17 protein-coding genes are annotated in these 14,836 nt (G+C 72.2%); 7 read left to right on the top strand and 10 right to left on the bottom strand.

Going from position 1 to position 14,836, the window contains the following annotated elements:
- Positions 1 to 452: 452 nt before the first annotated feature.
- The 3 genes from IE290_RS34725 to IE290_RS34715 are packed head-to-tail and all read right to left on the bottom strand — an operon-like array spanning position 453 to position 1,977.
- Positions 453 to 1,082, bottom strand: coding sequence for an anti-sigma factor family protein (locus tag IE290_RS34725; protein WP_191248961.1), 630 nt, complete (start codon positions 1,080 to 1,082; stop codon positions 453 to 455).
- Positions 1,079 to 1,591, bottom strand: coding sequence for a sigma-70 family RNA polymerase sigma factor (locus IE290_RS34720; RefSeq protein ID WP_191248960.1), 513 nt, complete (start codon positions 1,589 to 1,591; stop codon positions 1,079 to 1,081). Before IE290_RS34720 ends, IE290_RS34725 begins: the two co-directional genes overlap by 4 nt.
- Positions 1,588 to 1,977 carry a hypothetical protein gene (locus IE290_RS34715; protein WP_191248959.1) on the bottom strand — a complete coding sequence of 130 codons (390 nt, stop codon included), beginning with the start codon at positions 1,975 to 1,977 and terminating at the stop codon, positions 1,588 to 1,590. The genes IE290_RS34720 and IE290_RS34715 overlap by 4 nt, the downstream gene beginning before the upstream one ends.
- A 115-nt stretch (positions 1,978 to 2,092) precedes the next feature.
- Here IE290_RS34715 and IE290_RS34710 point away from each other — a divergent pair, with 115 nt between their 5' ends.
- Entirely contained in the window at positions 2,093 to 2,533 is a 441-nt protein-coding gene (locus IE290_RS34710) for a Rieske (2Fe-2S) protein (RefSeq protein WP_191248958.1), read from the top strand.
- Here IE290_RS34710 and IE290_RS34705 read toward each other — a convergent pair.
- Together IE290_RS34705 and IE290_RS34700 are read right to left on the bottom strand one after the other, a co-directional pair.
- Positions 2,530 to 2,982, bottom strand: a complete 453-nt coding sequence (locus IE290_RS34705) for a PTS sugar transporter subunit IIA (protein WP_191248957.1) — start codon at positions 2,980 to 2,982, stop codon at positions 2,530 to 2,532. The two genes, IE290_RS34710 and IE290_RS34705, sit on opposite strands and share 4 nt — an antisense overlap.
- Positions 2,979 to 3,287 (bottom strand): PTS sugar transporter subunit IIB, encoded by a 309-nt coding sequence (locus tag IE290_RS34700; protein WP_268246446.1) that lies wholly within the window; start codon positions 3,285 to 3,287, stop codon positions 2,979 to 2,981. Before IE290_RS34700 ends, IE290_RS34705 begins: the two co-directional genes overlap by 4 nt.
- 91 nt (positions 3,288 to 3,378) lie before the next feature.
- Here IE290_RS34700 and IE290_RS34695 point away from each other — a divergent pair, with 91 nt between their 5' ends.
- The 6 genes from IE290_RS34695 to IE290_RS34670 all read left to right on the top strand — a co-directional run bounded on the left by IE290_RS34695 (position 3,379) and on the right by IE290_RS34670 (position 8,250).
- Positions 3,379 to 4,146 (top strand): GntR family transcriptional regulator, encoded by a 768-nt coding sequence (locus IE290_RS34695; RefSeq protein WP_191248956.1) that lies wholly within the window; start codon positions 3,379 to 3,381, stop codon positions 4,144 to 4,146.
- A 41-nt stretch (positions 4,147 to 4,187) separates the two neighbouring features.
- Entirely contained in the window at positions 4,188 to 5,378 is a 1,191-nt protein-coding gene (locus IE290_RS34690) for a PTS transporter subunit EIIC (protein ID WP_191248981.1), read from the top strand.
- Between the two features lie 13 nt (positions 5,379 to 5,391).
- A complete protein-coding gene (locus IE290_RS34685; protein WP_094008030.1) occupies positions 5,392 to 5,658 on the top strand; it encodes an HPr family phosphocarrier protein in 267 nt (88 codons plus the stop codon).
- A 51-nt stretch (positions 5,659 to 5,709) separates the two neighbouring features.
- Positions 5,710 to 6,528: a serine hydrolase domain-containing protein gene (locus tag IE290_RS34680; RefSeq protein WP_191248955.1), complete on the top strand. Its 819-nt coding sequence runs from the start codon at positions 5,710 to 5,712 to the stop codon at positions 6,526 to 6,528.
- Between the two features lie 202 nt (positions 6,529 to 6,730).
- Positions 6,731 to 7,426, top strand: coding sequence for a S1 family peptidase (locus IE290_RS34675; protein ID WP_191248954.1), 696 nt, complete (start codon positions 6,731 to 6,733; stop codon positions 7,424 to 7,426).
- A gap of 2 nt (positions 7,427 to 7,428) precedes the next feature.
- A complete protein-coding gene (locus IE290_RS34670; RefSeq protein ID WP_191248953.1) occupies positions 7,429 to 8,250 on the top strand; it encodes a S1 family peptidase in 822 nt (273 codons plus the stop codon).
- Between the two features lie 39 nt (positions 8,251 to 8,289).
- On the opposite strand, the gene IE290_RS34665 is transcribed toward IE290_RS34670, so the two are convergent.
- The 5 genes from IE290_RS34665 to alaS form a co-directional block, all read right to left on the bottom strand.
- Positions 8,290 to 9,231, bottom strand: a complete 942-nt coding sequence (locus tag IE290_RS34665) for a D-2-hydroxyacid dehydrogenase family protein (RefSeq protein WP_191248952.1) — start codon at positions 9,229 to 9,231, stop codon at positions 8,290 to 8,292.
- A gap of 10 nt (positions 9,232 to 9,241) precedes the next feature.
- Complete coding sequence (locus IE290_RS34660) at positions 9,242 to 10,057, bottom strand: shikimate dehydrogenase (protein WP_229874895.1); 816 nt, start codon at positions 10,055 to 10,057, stop codon at positions 9,242 to 9,244.
- A 13-nt stretch (positions 10,058 to 10,070) separates the two neighbouring features.
- Positions 10,071 to 11,531: an endolytic transglycosylase MltG gene (mltG, locus tag IE290_RS34655; protein WP_268246445.1), complete on the bottom strand. Its 1,461-nt coding sequence runs from the start codon at positions 11,529 to 11,531 to the stop codon at positions 10,071 to 10,073.
- 116 nt (positions 11,532 to 11,647) lie between these two features.
- A complete protein-coding gene (gene ruvX / locus IE290_RS34650) occupies positions 11,648 to 12,139 on the bottom strand; it encodes a Holliday junction resolvase RuvX (protein ID WP_094008024.1) in 492 nt (163 codons plus the stop codon).
- Positions 12,136 to 14,796, bottom strand: coding sequence for an alanine--tRNA ligase (alaS, locus tag IE290_RS34645; protein WP_191248950.1), 2,661 nt, complete (start codon positions 14,794 to 14,796; stop codon positions 12,136 to 12,138). Before alaS ends, ruvX begins: the two co-directional genes overlap by 4 nt.
- Positions 14,797 to 14,836: the final 40 nt, after the last annotated feature.

Raw genomic sequence — 14,836 nt, 5'->3', positions numbered from 1 at the left:
CCGCAGCACCACAAGCGAAACACCACAGACGCGGCACGCCGAAAGGCCGCCGCACCAGAAGTGCAGCTCCGCAGAGGCGGTCCGCAGGAAGGCCGCAGCACCACAAGGGAAGCACCAGGCCGTGGAGCACCGGATGAGACACACCACCACAAGGCAGCGCCCCAAGAGTGGAGCGCTGGAACGAGCGCAGCCCCAGCAGCGGGAACGCCGCGCCTGTGAAAGCGTCGAAAGGCCGCAGCGGCAAAGGGAAGCGCCGCGCGGACGGAGCGCCACAACGGCGCACCGTGGTGGCACCGGCCGCTGCACGTCCTCATCGGCGACTCGAACGTGCCCGAGATATCACGCGCAACCGGATCCGCGCTGCCCGCGAGCTGTTGCGGGCAGCACGGAGTGCGGTGTACCGCTCGTCGCAGTGGGGCGGGTGCTGCGCATCGCGCGCCGCCAGCCACCAGTCAGGGTTGCCACCTCAGCAGCGGCACCCCGCTCGTCGTGCGGATTTCCAGCGCCTTGATCTCCTCGGGCGGCAGGTCGGTGCCCACCGAGATCCGCGCGTCCCGGTCCGGGGAGGCGTTCCACGTCGCCAGCTCGGCCTCCGAACCGTCCGCCCGGACGGCCACCAGCAGGTACCCCGCCCCCTGGTAAGCGCCCCGGTAGCTGCACGACATGTCCACCCGGCTGCCACCCGACACCTCCGCCACCGCGGCCGTCGCCTGCACCGGATACGCACCCAAGGGCGTCATCGCCGTTCCGCCGGCCCCATCGGGCTGGGGCACGAAGATCGCCACCAGCACCGCCGCCGCGGCGGCCACCGCCACCCCGAACGTCGTCAGCACCCGCCGGCGCCGGACACGGCGCACCGAGCGCAGCAACGCCGGCAGCAACCGGTCCGGCGGCGGCTCCCCCTCGACCATGTCCGGCGTCACCTGCGACAGCAGCCCGGGCAGGCCGGCCAGCTCGGCCACCGCCCGGGAACACGCGTCGCATTCACGCAGGTGCTCCTCGTACGCGGCGCGGTCCTCCGGCGAGAGGGCGCCCAGCACATACGCCGCGTCGTAGGTGACGAACTCGTCGGGCTCGGTCACCGGGTCACCCCCTTCTCCTCCAAAGCGAGCTTCAGCGCCCGCAGCGCGTAGTGCGTCCGGGACTTGACCGTCCCGGCGGAAATCCCGAGCCGCGCGGCCGCGTCGGCGACCGAGAAGCCCTGGAAGTAACACAGCAGCAGCACCTCGCGGTGCGCCTTGGACAACCCCTGCAACGCTTCCGCCACCAGCCAGCCCTGCAGCGCCCGGTCGGTGTCGTCCGGCGCGGCCAGCTCGGGCGGCGAATCGGTGGTCACCTCCGACCGGTGGGCGGCCGACCGCCAGTCGTCGATCGCGATGCGGCGCGCCACCGTGAACAGCCACGCCCGTGCCGACCCCCGCGTCTGGTCCAGCACCCGCGGGTGCTTCCACGCCCGCAGCAGCGTCTCCTGCACGACGTCCTCGGCGCGAGCCCGGTCACCGCCGGTCAGGCGCAGCGCGTAGGACCAGAGGGCGGCCGCGTGGTCGTCGTGCAGCGCCCGCATCAACTGGTCTTCCGCGCCGTCGGTCACGCGAGCACGCTCTGCTTCCGCCGCACCCGCTGCGCGACCAGCAACGCCACCCCGAACACCACGCACCCGGCCTCGGTGACCACGCCCCACCTCTCCGCCGAGGTGACGAACCGCTCATGCACCCCGAACAACCCGCCGGGTGTCAGCGAGATCAGGTACGCGCCCAGCGTCGCGGCGCCGAACCCGATCGCGGCCAGCACCGGCAGCCAGTGGTGCCAGAACAGCACCGCGAGCGCGATCACCACTCCCGCGGCGACGTTGACCAGGAACAACGGGCCGATCACGTCGATGTCGTCGAAGCCCTCGTTGGCCCACAAGTCGTAGTGCACCCACGCCGATCCGAGCAGCCCGAGGACCACCAGGATCCGCAACAGCCACGCGACCATGACCCGACCTCCTCCACCGGCGATCCTTGCACCCGTTCACCACGGGCGGGAACGCGTTCGGGTTCAATCCGGCGGCGGATTGAACCGGGCGGGGCCCGCTCCCGTGTCACGGAGCATGACTGCTCACTCACCCACCCGCCGTACCGTCCTGACGACCGGGGTCGCCGTGGCCGGCGCCGCCGCGGGCACCGTGGTCCTGGCCGCGTGCGGCGGCAGCGACAGCGGCACGTCCGGAAGCAGCCAGAACACCGGCCCGGCCCCGGCCGGCACCACCGTCGCGGCGCTGAACGACGTCCCGGTCGGCCAGGCCAAGTCGGTCACGGTCGACGGCGAGCCGGCCATCCTCGCCCGCCCCACCGACACCACCGCGGCCTGCTTCAGCGCCGTGTGCCCGCACCAGGGCGGGACGGTGGCCCCCGAGGGCGGCGTCCTCAAGTGCCCGCTGCACGGCTCGGAGTTCGACACCCTGACCGGCGCGCTGGAGAAGGGCCCCGCGGAGACCGGCCTGACCCCGATCCCGGTCAAGGTCGAGGGTCAGAACGTGGTGACCGCCTAGTCCCAGGCGAAGAGCTGCTCGCCGGCGTCGACGGTGCCGCCGGTGAGCACGCCGGACAGCGCTTCGGCGTCCGCGTCGAGCGCCACCACCGGCACCACCGGTGAGTACCCCGCCGCGGCGACCGCGTCCGGGTCCCAGCTGATCAACGGCTGCCCGGCGCGCACCGACTCGCCCTTCACGACGTGCAGCGTGAAGCCCTCGCCCTTCTGCTTGACCGTGTCGATGCCCAGGTGCACCAGCACTCCCTGACCGCCCTCGGTCGCGACGACGAACGCGTGCGGGTGCAGCGTCACCACCGTCCCGTCGACCGGGCTGAGCGCGTCCTGCCGCCCGCCCGCGGGCAGCACCGCGACTCCGGGACCCACCATCGACTGCGCGAACACCGGGTCGGGCACCTCGGACATCGGGGTGACGCGGCCGGCCACCGGGCTCTGCACGCTCAGGCTCACATCAGGTCCTGGATGTCGCTGGCGATGGTGTCCGCCTCGGGACCGACGACGACCTGCACCACCGAGCCCATCTTCATCACGCCGTGCGCGCCGGCCGCCTTGAGCGCGGCCTCGTCCACCAGCGAGCCGTCCTCGAGCTCGCACCGCAGCCGCGTGATGCAGCCTTCGATCTCGACGACGTTGTCCGCGCCGCCCAGTGCCGCGAGGATCTTTTCCGGCCTGTCGTCCGCCACGGCGGCCTCCTTCTCTGCTTGCCGAACACGAACCCGTAACGGTGGTTGACACCCGCCCGGGTAGCGGAGCATTCTGCCCCATCAAGAAATGGTCTAGACCGGAACGTACCAATTCCCGGCGTCCGGTGCGACCCCGGAAACCAACCCGAAACCTGGAGGTGGCATGGCGCAGACCGCGACCACCGCCGACCGCGTGGTGGACGGGCCGACACCGAAACACGCGCAGCTGCGGGAGATCCTGCGGCGCACGATCGAGCGCGAGCTGCCGCCGGGGTCGCCGATCCCGTCCGAGCGCGAGCTGGCCGAGCGCTACCAGGTGTCCCGGCTGACGGTCCGCTCGGCGATCGGCAAGCTCGTCGAAGAGGGCCTGCTCACCCGCGCCCGCGGCAAGGGCACCTTCACCGCGACGCGGCGCATGGAGCTGCAGCTCTACCTGATGTCGTTCACCGACGACATGCGCCGCCGCGGCCTGACGCCGGCCACCGAGCTGCTGCACTGCGGCCTGGAGAACCCGCCCGCCGAGACCGCCGGCGCGCTCGGGCTGGGCCCGCGCGAACCGGCCTACCGGCTGGTGCGCCGCCGCCGCGCGGACGGCACCCCGCTGGCCGTCGAGCGCGGCTGGTACCACCCGGGCCGGGTGCCCGGGCTGCCGGATCTGGACCTGACCTCCTCGCTGTACGCCCAACTGGCACAGCACTACGACCTCCGCTTGGACCACGCCCGCCAGACGGTGTGGTCGGAAGCGGCGGACCGGGAGACCGCGCGGCTGCTCGGCATCCGCACCGGCGACCCGCTCCTGGTCTTCCGCCGGGTCTCCAGCGCGTCCGGAGTCCCCGTGGAGGACATGACCTCGTGGTACCGGGGCGACCGGTACCAGGTGTCCATGCAACTCGATCGCACAGTCCCCGCCGAACACGGAGGTAACCCGTGAGCGCCACCGTCGCAGATGGAACCAAGGGCAAAGGCAGGGGGATGGCGGGGCTGCAGCGCTTCGGCCGCAGCCTCATGCTTCCCATCGCCACCCTGCCCGCCGCCGGCCTGCTGAGCCGGCTCGGGCAGGACGACCTGCTCGGCAAGGACGGCCTCGGCTGGGACAAGGTCGCCGCCGTGCTCGCCGCGGCCGGTGGCGGCCTGTTCGACTGGCTGCCGCTGCTGTTCGCGGTCGGCATCGCCGTCGGCTTCGCGCGCAAGGGCGACGGCTCGACCGGGGTCGCCGCCGTGGTCGGGTTCGTGGTGTTCAACAAGGTCGTGCAGGTGTTCGCGCCGATCAGCGACCTGGAGGGCTTCAAGGAGGGCTGGTACCTGCAGCCGATCAAGTGGCCCTACAGCGTGCTCGGCGGCATCGTGGTCGGCCTGGTCACCGCGGCGCTGTGGCAGCGGTTCCACCGCGTGAAGCTGCCGCCGTACCTGGCGTTCTTCGGCGGCCGCCGGTTCGTGCCGATCATCAACTCGCTGGTGCTGCTGCTGATCGGCGTGGTGTTCGGCCTGGTGTTCCCGGCCGTGGACAACGCGATGCAGTGGCTCGGTGACGCGGTCACCGGCAACGCCGTCGTGGGTGGCGGGATCTACGGTCTGCTCAACCGGCTGCTGCTGCCGATCGGCCTGCACCAGCTGATCAACGTGCCGGTGTGGTTCATCTTCGACGGCGGCGACATCACCAACTTCTTCAACGGCGACCCCAACGCCGGCGCCTTCACCACCGGCTTCTTCCCGATCTTCATGTTCGCGCTGCCCGCCGCCGCGCTGGCGATCTGGCAGACCGCGCGGCCGGGCCAGCGCAAGGTGGTCGGCGGCATCATGATCGCCGGTGCGGTCACCTCGTTCCTGACCGGCGTGACCGAGCCGATCGAGTTCGCGTTCATGTTCGTCGCGTGGCCGCTGTACCTGATCCACGCGGTGCTGACCGGCCTGTCGCACGTCATCTGCAACGCGCTGGACATCCACCTCGGGTTCTCGTTCTCGGCCGGGTTCATCGACTTCGCGCTGAACTCCTCGGCACCGGCGGCGAACCGGGCGTGGCTGCTCATCCCGATCGGGCTGGTCTACGCGGCCATCTACTACTTCCTGTTCCGGTGGGTGATCACGAAGTGGAACCTGCGCACGCCGGGCCGGGAGGACGACGCCGAACAGCCCGCGGCCGACGCGAGCACGCCCAGCAAGTGAGGAAAGGGAGAACATGCCGCAACGACGTGTGACGGTCGCCAGCAAGGTGGGCCTGCACGCCCGCCCCGCCGCCCTGGTCGCGAAGACGGCGGCCGCGCAGGCGGTGCCGGTGACGATCGCCAAGGACGGCGCCGACCCGGTGCCGGCCGGGAGCCTGCTCAGCCTGATGACGCTGGCCGCGGGCCACGGTGACGAGGTGGTCATCGCCGCCGAGGGCGACGGGGCGGAGGCCGCGGTGGACGCGGTCGCCGAACTGGTCGCCAGCGACCTCGACGCCTGACTCGACGGCGGCTGTCCCCGGCGCGGGACAGCCGCCGTTTAGGCTTGCGGTATGCGGAGCCTGGAGCGGATCGATCAGTGGCCTGCCCCGCACGCGGCGGCGGCCGTGGTGCGGGCGGACGGAACGGTGGCGGGCAGCCACGGCGACACCGCGCGCACGTTCCGGCTGGCCTCGGTGACCAAGCTGCTCACCGCGTACGCGGCGCTGATCGGCGTGGAGGAGGGCGTGGTCGAGCTGGACACGCCCGCCGGGCCGGAGGGTTCGACGATCCGGCACCTGCTCGCGCACACCGCGGGCCTCGGGTTCGACTCCGACCGCGTGATGGCCCAGCCCGGCACGCGGCGCATGTACTCCAACGCCGGCTTCCAGGTCCTCGGCGACGCCCTGGCCGAGCACTCGGGCATCCCGTTCGCCGAGTACCTGTCGGAGGCCGTGCTCGCGCCGCTCGGCATGACCTCGACGCGGCTGGAGGGCTCCCCCGGTGCGGGCGGGGTGTCTTCGGTGGACGACCTGGTGCGGTTCGCGGCCGAGTTGCAGGCGCCCAAGCTGCTCGACCCGGCCACGCTGCGCGCGGCGACCACCGTCGCGTTCCCCGGCCTGAACGGCGTGCTGCCCGGGCTCGGCCACCAGAAGCCCAACGACTGGGGACTGGGCTTCGAGATCCGCGACTCGAAGAGTCCACACTGGACCGGAGCGGACAGCTCGCCGCGGACGTTCGGGCACTTCGGGCAGTCCGGCACGTTCCTGTGGGTGGACCCGGACGCGGCCGCCGCGTGCGTCGTGCTGACGGACCTGGACTTCGGCCCGTGGGCGATCGAGGCGTGGCCGCCCTTCACCGACGCCGTGCTCGCCGAACTGCGCGCCGCCTGACGCTCGGGCAGGGCCACCGGCGGCGAGTCGGCCGCTCCGCGGTGGTGCTGGAAACCCGGCCACTGGTCGTAGGCCATCCGGGTCATTCCCCGCCACCCGATCCGAATTGACGACTTTCGTCGGGTTCTTCTCGCGCTAGCTTCGGCGCTGTCGCGCACATCGTCGGGCGCGAATACCTCACCCCTGCGGAGGTTTAGTCGTCATGCGCATTTTCCGGTGGATTTCCACCATTCTCGCCGCGGCGGGTATCGCCGCGGGCGGCGCCACTCCGGCATTCGCCGCGGGACCGGCCGTCGAACCGTTCATCATCGGGGGCAGCACCGTGTCGAGCGCGCCGTGGGCGGCGGCCGTGTTCGTGGGCGGCCAGTTCAACTGCTCGGGCACCATCATCGCGTCGCGGTGGGTGCTCACCGCCAAGCACTGCCTCGGCTCGGGCATGACCGTGCGCGTCGGCAGCGTGTACCGCTCCTCCGGCGGCGTCACCGCGACCGTGACGCGTCAGGTCGCCAACCCCAGCACCGACTTCGCCCTGCTCCAGCTCGGCACGTCGGTCAGCACCACCTACGCCCGGCTGGCCAGCGCGGACCCGGCGGTCGGCAGCACCAACTCCATCTACGGCTGGGGCCGCACCAGCTACAACGGCTCCGCCTCCGAGCAGCTCAAGACCGCGACCGTGCGCAACACCCGCATCGGCGGCAGCTGCACCGACGCCTACGGCGGCCGCGCGATCTGCTCCACCGGCGTGAGCGGCGTGGCCTGGAAGGGCGATTCCGGCGGCCCCCAAATGGTCAATGGCGTTCAGGTCGGGGTGGCTTCGATGGCCGACGGCAGTTCTTCGCAAATCTACGGCAGCGTGGCCGCGAACCGCACTTGGATCAGCCAGACGGCGGGGGTCTGAAAATGCGGAAATCACTGCGCGACACAATCCGCGGCGCCATTCTCGCGACCACCGCTTTCGCCACCGCGCTCGCCGCGGCGCTGACGCCGGCTCAGGCCGCGCAGCCGGCCGGGGACACGGTCACCCCGTTCGTCGTCGGCGGCACCAACGCCACCCAGGGCCAGTTCCCGTGGATGGTGCGGCTGTCCATGGGCTGCGGCGGCGCGCTCGTCGCACCGCGGGTCGTGCTGACCGCGGCGCACTGCGTGTCCCGGACCGGCACCAACTCCAGCATCACCGCCACGATCGGCAAGGTGGACCTGCAGAGCAGCGGCGGCCAGTCGATCAAGTCCACCTACGTCTACCGCAGCCCGGCCTACGCCAGCACCGGCGCGCAGGACTGGGCGCTGGTCGAACTGGCCTCCGCCCCGTCCGCGCCCACGCTGAAGTTCGCCGCGCCCGGCGACACCTCCCTCAACAGCGGCACCTTCACCATCATGGGCTGGGGCGCCACCGTCGAGGGCGGCGGCCAGTCGCGCTACCTCAAGTACGCGACCGTGCCCTACGTCAGCGACTCCACCTGCCAGCAGTCCTACGGCAGCGAACTGCAGCCGGCCTACGAGTTGTGCGCCGGCTACCCGGAGGGCGGCACGGACACCTGTCAGGGCGACTCGGGCGGCCCGATGGTCAAGAAGAACGCGGCCGGCGAGTGGGTCGAGGTCGGGATCGTGAGCTGGGGCGAAGGCTGCGCCCGGCCGGACTACCCCGGTGTCTACGCCGAGGTGCAGTCCTTCTCCGCCAACATCAGCAACCGGATCAGCTCCAGCGGCACGATCGTGCGCTGAGCCGGCCAGGGGCGCCTCCCCGCGCGGGGAGGCGCCCCGTCACAGCGTCATGACCCGGACCGGGTTGCCGTCCCGCCAGGCGGCGATGTCCTCGACCGCGTCGCGGTAGAAGATCTCGTACACCTCGCGCGTCACGTAGCCCAGGTGCGGGGTCAGCGTGGCGTTGCGCATCGCGCGCAGCGGGTGGTCGGCCGGCAGCGGCTCGATGTCGTAGACGTCCAGCGCGGCGTGGATGCGGCGCGCCCGCAGCGCGTCCAGCAGCGCCTGCTCGTCGACGATCGGGCCGCGCGAGGTGTTGACCAGCAGCGCGCCCGGCTTCATCGCGGCCAGCTCGGCCGCCCCGACCAGACCGCGGGTGCGCTTGGACAGCACCAGGTGCACCGACAGGACGTCCGCGCGGGCGAACAGGTCCTCTTTGGACACCGCCGTCACGTCGTGCTCGGCGGCCCGCTCGGCGGTCAGGTTCTGGCTCCAGGCGATGGTTTCCATGCCGAAGGCCTGGCCGATCTTCGCCACCCGCTGGCCGAGGTTGCCGAGCCCGAGCAGGCCGAGCGTCTTGCCGTGCAGGCCGGTGCCCACAGTGGACTGCCAGGCGCCGTCCCGCATGGCGGCCAGCTCGGTCTCCAGGTGGCGGTGCGCGGCGAGGATGAGCGCCCAGGTGTGCTCGGCCGTGGGGTGCGGCAGGTAGCCGGTGCCGCAGACCGTGATGCCCAGCCGCTCGGTGGCCTTGAGATCGATGGCCGCGTTCCGGCGGCCGGTGCTGACCAGCAGCTTCAGGTCGGGCAGCCGCTCCAGCAGCTCGGCGGTGAACCGCGTGCGCTCCCGCATCGCGACGACGACCTCGGCGCCGGCCAGCCGCCGCACCAGCTCGTCGTGGTCACCGAGGTAGGTGGTGATCACCTCGACCTCGGCGCCCAGCGAATCCCAGTCCGCGAGGCTCCGCGCGATGTCCTGATAGTCGTCCAGCACCACGATCTTCATGGCGACCACGCTAGTCCAGCGGCAGCGGCAGGATGCCGCCCGTCGCCTCCCGGAGGGCGTCGCGCATCGCCTCGCGCGGGGCCGGCCGTCCGGTGAAGTGCTCGACCTGCCCGAACGCCTGGTGCAGCAGCATGTCCAGTCCGGTGGCGACGCGGCCGGCGGCCGCCTCGGCCAGCGGCGTGGGCCACGGGTGGTAAATCACGTCCAGCACGCACGGCGCCGCGGCCAGCTCGGCCACGTGCTCCGCGACCGCGGCGGGCGGGACCGTGCTCACCAGCACCGCGCAGTCGGCGGCGAGCTTGCCGAAGTCCGCCGAGGCCCACACGCGCACGTCGGCCTCGAGGCCGGCCCGGCCGGCCGCCTCGACGGTCTCCCGCGCCCGCGCCGGATCGCGCACCACGAGCACCGCACGCCGGATGCCCAGCGCCGCGAACGCCACCACGGTCGCGGCGGCCGTGCCGCCCGCACCCAGGATCAGGCCGGTGTCCCCGCCGGTGAAGCCGCCCGCGCACCGCAGTGCCCCGGCGACGCCGTCGACGTCGGTGCAGTCGGCCAGCCACCCGTCCGCGGTCCGCACCAGCGTGTTGGCCGCGCCGGCCGCCACCGCCCGTGGGGTGGCCTCGCTCGCGAAGTCCAGCGCGGCCCGCTTGCCCGGCATGGTCACCGACAGGCCCGCCCACTCCGGGCCGAGGCCGCGCACGAACCCGGGCAGCCCCTCGGCGTCCATCTCGACGCGGTCGTAGGTCCACCCGTCCAGGCCCAGCGCCGCGTACGCCGCGCTGTGCAGCACCGGCGACAGCGAGTGCGCCACCGGCTTGCCCAGCACCGCGGCCCTGCGCTCAGTAGGCACCGCGCTGCCTCGCCAGCGTCTTGTTCTGCTCGTGCTCGGGCAGGTCCGAGGCGAAGCAGGACAGGCCGTTCTTCTCGCACTTGACGAAGTACACGTAGGTGCCCTGGGTGGGGTTGGCCGCCGCCTCGATGGCCTCCGGGCTGGGCGAGGAGATCGGCGTCGGCGGCAGCCCCGGGATCTTGTACGTGTTGTACGGGCCGGGCCGGTTGCGGTCGTCGTCGGTGGTCGTCACGACCGGTTTGTCCAGCAGGTAGTTCACCGTCGAGTCCAGCTGCAGCCGCATGTTCTGCGCGAGCCGGTTGTAGATGACCTGCCCGATGTTCTCGAAGTCCTGCTTGACGCCCTCCCGCTCGATGAGCGAGGCGACGATCAGCGTCTCGTACGGCGTGCGGCCCTGGAACTGCGACGTCCCGCTGAGCCCGGCGGTCTGGATCCGGGTGGCCGAGGTCTTCAGCACGTAGCCGAGCAGCTCCTCGGCCGACCAGCCGGGCTTCACGTCGTACACCCCGGGCGCGACCAGGCCCTCGATGCGGCGGGCGTCGGTGGATCCGGAGATCACCGGCACCGCCCAGTCCGGCGCGCCCAGCGCCTTCAGGTCGGCCTTGGCCGCGGTGTCCCGCAACTGCTCGACCGGGATGCACGTGCTCCGGCCGTTCAGCTGCGCGCACGAGGCCTTGGACAGCAGCGAGAACACGCCCGGCGTGACAGTGCCGTCGGGCTGGGTGATGTCGTCCAGCTGGGTCCCGGCGCGCACCTGCAGCACGCCGACGCGCGAGCCGTCCTGGGTCAGCTTCGCCACCGCCGCGGCGCCGGACATCTTCGTCTTCACGACGTAGTAGCCGGGCTGCAGGCTCAGCACCTTCGAGTTGTCCTCGCTGGCCTTCACGAACGCCTTCGCGCTCGCCACGACCCCGGCGCCGGCCAGTTCCTGCCCGATCGCGCCGGTCGAGTCGCCGGCGTTGATCTCGATCAGGACGTCGGACTCGCCGCCGCCCTCGTAGTCGTCGTAGCCGAAGACGGCGTCGATGCCGTACCAGGCCCCGCCGCCGATGAGGGCGAGCACGACGAGCGCGACCAGCCAGCGCACCGGCTTGCGCCGCTGCCGCGTCTCGACCGGTTCGCTGTCGTCGGGCGGCTCGATGTACTCCGGCTCGGCGCGCTCCTCGTCGGCGTTCTCCGGGTAATCGTCGTACTCGTCGTAGTCGTAGTCGTCCTCGAGGTGGATGATCTCGGTCGGCGACTCGTCCGGCGGCGGCTGGCGCGGCCGGCGGGGGCGCGGCGGCGGTGGCCGCTCGTCGAACAGGTCGAGACCGTGGTCGGCCGGCGCGGGACGGCGTGCCGGCGGGCGGCGCGGCGCCACCGGGGGCGGTGCCTGCGGCGGCGCGGGCGGCGGTGGCTGGGGCGTCTCGGGGCGCGCGTGACGCGGCGCGCCGGGACGGCGGGCCGGCATCGCCCGGTCCCCGCCGCGCGGCGGGACCGGCGGCGGGGGCACGGGCGGACGGCGCCGCGGCGGACCGGGACGTGGGGAGCCCTGGTGTGGGGAGCCGGGGTGCGGGGGCTGCTCGCTCACGCCTCACCCGCCCGTGCCCGGTGGGCGGCCCGGGCGTCGAGCCAGCCCTGCAGGATCTCCACGGCGGCGGCCTGGTCGACCACCGCGCGCTGCTTGCGGCCCTTCACGCCGCGCTGGGACAGCATGCGGGACGCGCTGACCGTGGTGAGGCGCTCGTCGGCGAGCCGCACCGGAACCGGCGCGATCCGCCCGGCGAGGGCGTCGGCGTAGCCGGCGGCGATCTCCGCGGCCGGCCCGTGGCGGTCGGCAAGCGTGCGGGGCAGTCCCACGATCACCTCCACCACCTCGTGTTCGGCCACCAGTGCGGCAAGCTGCTCGAGATCGCTGTCGCTGTTCGCATCACGCGACAGGGTAACCAGCGGGCTGGCGAGGACGGGCGAGGGATCGCTGAGCGCCACACCGACCCGGACGGATCCGACATCGACGCCGAGCCGCCGGCCGGCCCCGGGATCGTGCTCCCCGGGGCGGTCCGGTTTCCGCGCGGTCACCCTGCCGCGACCGCGCCACGCAGCGCCGTGATGGCCTGCTCGATGCCCGCCGGGTTGCTGCCGCCGCCCTGCGCGAGGTCCGGCTTGCCGCCGCCGCGGCCGCCGACCGCCTCGGCGAAGGCAGGCACCAGCTTGCCCGCGGCGAAGCCCTTGTCGCGGGCCGCGGCCGTGGTCGCCACGACGAAGCTGAGCTTCTCGCCCTGCGGCGCGAACAACGCGACCACGCCGGGACGCGAGCCGAGCCGGTTGCGGACCTCCTGGGCCAGCGAACGCAGGGCGCCCGCGTCGACGTCGCCGTCGAGCTTCTCCGCCACCAGCGAGACGCCCTGGACGTCGCTCGCCTTGTCGGCGAGCGATCCGGCCGAGCCGAGCACCTGCTGGGTGCGCAGCTGGGCGATCTCCTTCTCCGCGTTGCGCAGGCGGGACAGGACGTCCTCGATGCGGGAGGGCAGCTGGTCGCTGGGCACCTTGAAGGTGTTCGCCAGTTGCGAGACCAGCAGCTGCTCCTTGCGCACGTGCTTGAGCGCGTCGGTACCGACCAGCGCCTCGACGCGGTGCACGCCGGAGCCGATCGACGAGTCGGACACGAGCTTGACCAGGCCGAGCTCGCCGATGCGGCCCACGTGGGTGCCACCGCACAGCTCGCGCGAGTACTCGCCCATGTCCACGACGCGGACGTTGTCGCCGTACTTCTCGCCGAACAACGCGATCGCGCCCAGCTCCAGCGCCTTGTCCTTGGTCGTGGTGTAGGCCTGCACCTCGACGTCGTTCTGGAGGTAGTCGTTGACCTCCTCCTCGACCTCGGTCAGCACGTCGGTGGAGACCGGGCCGGGGGTGGTGAAGTCGAACCGCATGCGGCCCGGCGAGTTCAGCGAACCGGCCTGCGCGGCGCGGCGGCCGTAGGCACCGCGGACCGCGGCGTGCACCAGGTGGGTGGCCGAGTGCGACCGCGCGATCGAGCCGCGCCGGGTCTGGTCGACCGACCCGGTCACCTCGGTGTCCAGGCCGATCTCGCCCGCGATCACCTCGACGCGGTGCACCCACAGGCCGGGCACGATCTTCTGCACGTCGACGACCTTGGCCTCGCCGCCGGAGCCCAGCAGGACACCGGTGTCGGCGACCTGGCCACCGCTTTCGGCGTAGAACGGGGTGCGGTCGAGGATCAGCTCGGCCTTGTCGCCCTCGCGCACGACCGGCACGCCCTGGCCGTCCTTGAGCAGGCCGATGACCTTGGCGCTGGCCTGCAGGTCGGTGTAGCCGAGGAAGTCGGTCTCGCCGTGCCGCTCCAGCAGCTCGCGGTAGACCGACAGGTCGCCGTGGCCCTTCTTGCGGGCCGCCGCGTCGGCCTTCGCGCGCTGGCGCTGCTCCTCCATCAGCGTGCGGAAGCCGTCCTCGTCCACCGACAGCCCCTGCTCGGCGGCCATCTCGAGGGTCAGGTCGATCGGGAAGCCGTAGGTGTCGTGCAGCTGGAACGCGCGGTCACCGGCCAGCACGTTGCCGCCGGCCTTCTTCGTCTCCTCCGCGGCGAGGTCGAAGATCCGCGACCCGCTGGTCAGGGTCTGCAGGAACGCCTCCTCCTCGACCCGCATGACCTCGCTGATCCGGTCGAAGTCGCGCGCGATCTCCGGGTAGGACGGCGCCATCGCGTCCCGCACCACCGCGGCGAACTCGGGCAGCACCGGCTCGTGCACGCCGAGCAGGCGCACCGAGCGCACGATGCGGCGCAGCAGGCGGCGCAGCACGTAGCCACGTGCCTCGTTGCCCGGGGTCACGCCGTCGCCGATCAGCATCACGCCGGAGCGGGCGTGGTCGGCGATGACGCGGAAGCGCACGTCGTCGGTGTGGCTGGCGCCGTAGCGGCGGCCGGAGAACTCCTCGGCGCGCGCGATCACCGGGCGCACCAGGTCGGTCTCGTAGACGTTCTCCACGCCCTGCAGCAGGTAGGCGACGCGCTCGACGCCCATGCCGGTGTCGATGTTCTTCTTCGGCAGCTCGCCGATCGGCGGGTGGCCGTACTTGGGGCTCTGCTCACCCCGCACGTCCTGCATGAAGACGAGGTTCCAGATCTCCAGGTACCGGTCCTCGTCGACGACCGGGCCGCCGTCGCGGCCGAACTCGGGGCCGCGGTCGTAGTAGATCTCCGAGCACGGGCCGCCGGGGCCGGGCACGCCCATGTCCCAGTAGTTGTCGCGGCCGTCGCGCGCCTGGATGCGCTCGGACGGGATGCCGGCGATCTTCTGCCACAGTCCCGCGGCCTCGGAGTCGTTCTCGTAGACGGTGACCCAGATGCGGTCCGGGTCGAAGCCGAAGCCGCCGTCGTCCTGGGATTTGGTGATCAGCTCCCAGGCGTTGGCGATGGCGCCTTCCTTGAAGTAGTCGCCGAAGGAGAAGTTCCCGGCCATCTGGAAGAACGTGTTGTGCCGGGTGGTCTTGCCGACCTCGTCGATGTCGCCGGTGCGCACGCACTTCTGGATGCTGGTCGCGCGCGGGTACGGCGGCGGCACCTCGCCCAGGAAGTACGGCTTGAACTGGACCATGCCGGCGTTGACGAACAGCAGCGTCGGGTCGTCCAGGATCAGCGACGCGCTCGGCACCGGGGTGTGGTCCTTGCCCTGGAAGTGCGCCAGGAAGCGCTTGTTGATCTCGTGTGTTTCCACTGGTCAGTCCTCGTGGGGAAGCGGCGGGCGCCGCGGATGT

The organism is Amycolatopsis deserti (assembly GCF_014653945.1).
GTDB classification, from domain to species: domain Bacteria; phylum Actinomycetota; class Actinomycetes; order Mycobacteriales; family Pseudonocardiaceae; genus Amycolatopsis_E; species Amycolatopsis_E deserti.
The sequence above is the reverse complement of the archived record's forward strand: the minus strand, read 5'-3'. Positions and strand labels throughout refer to the sequence as shown.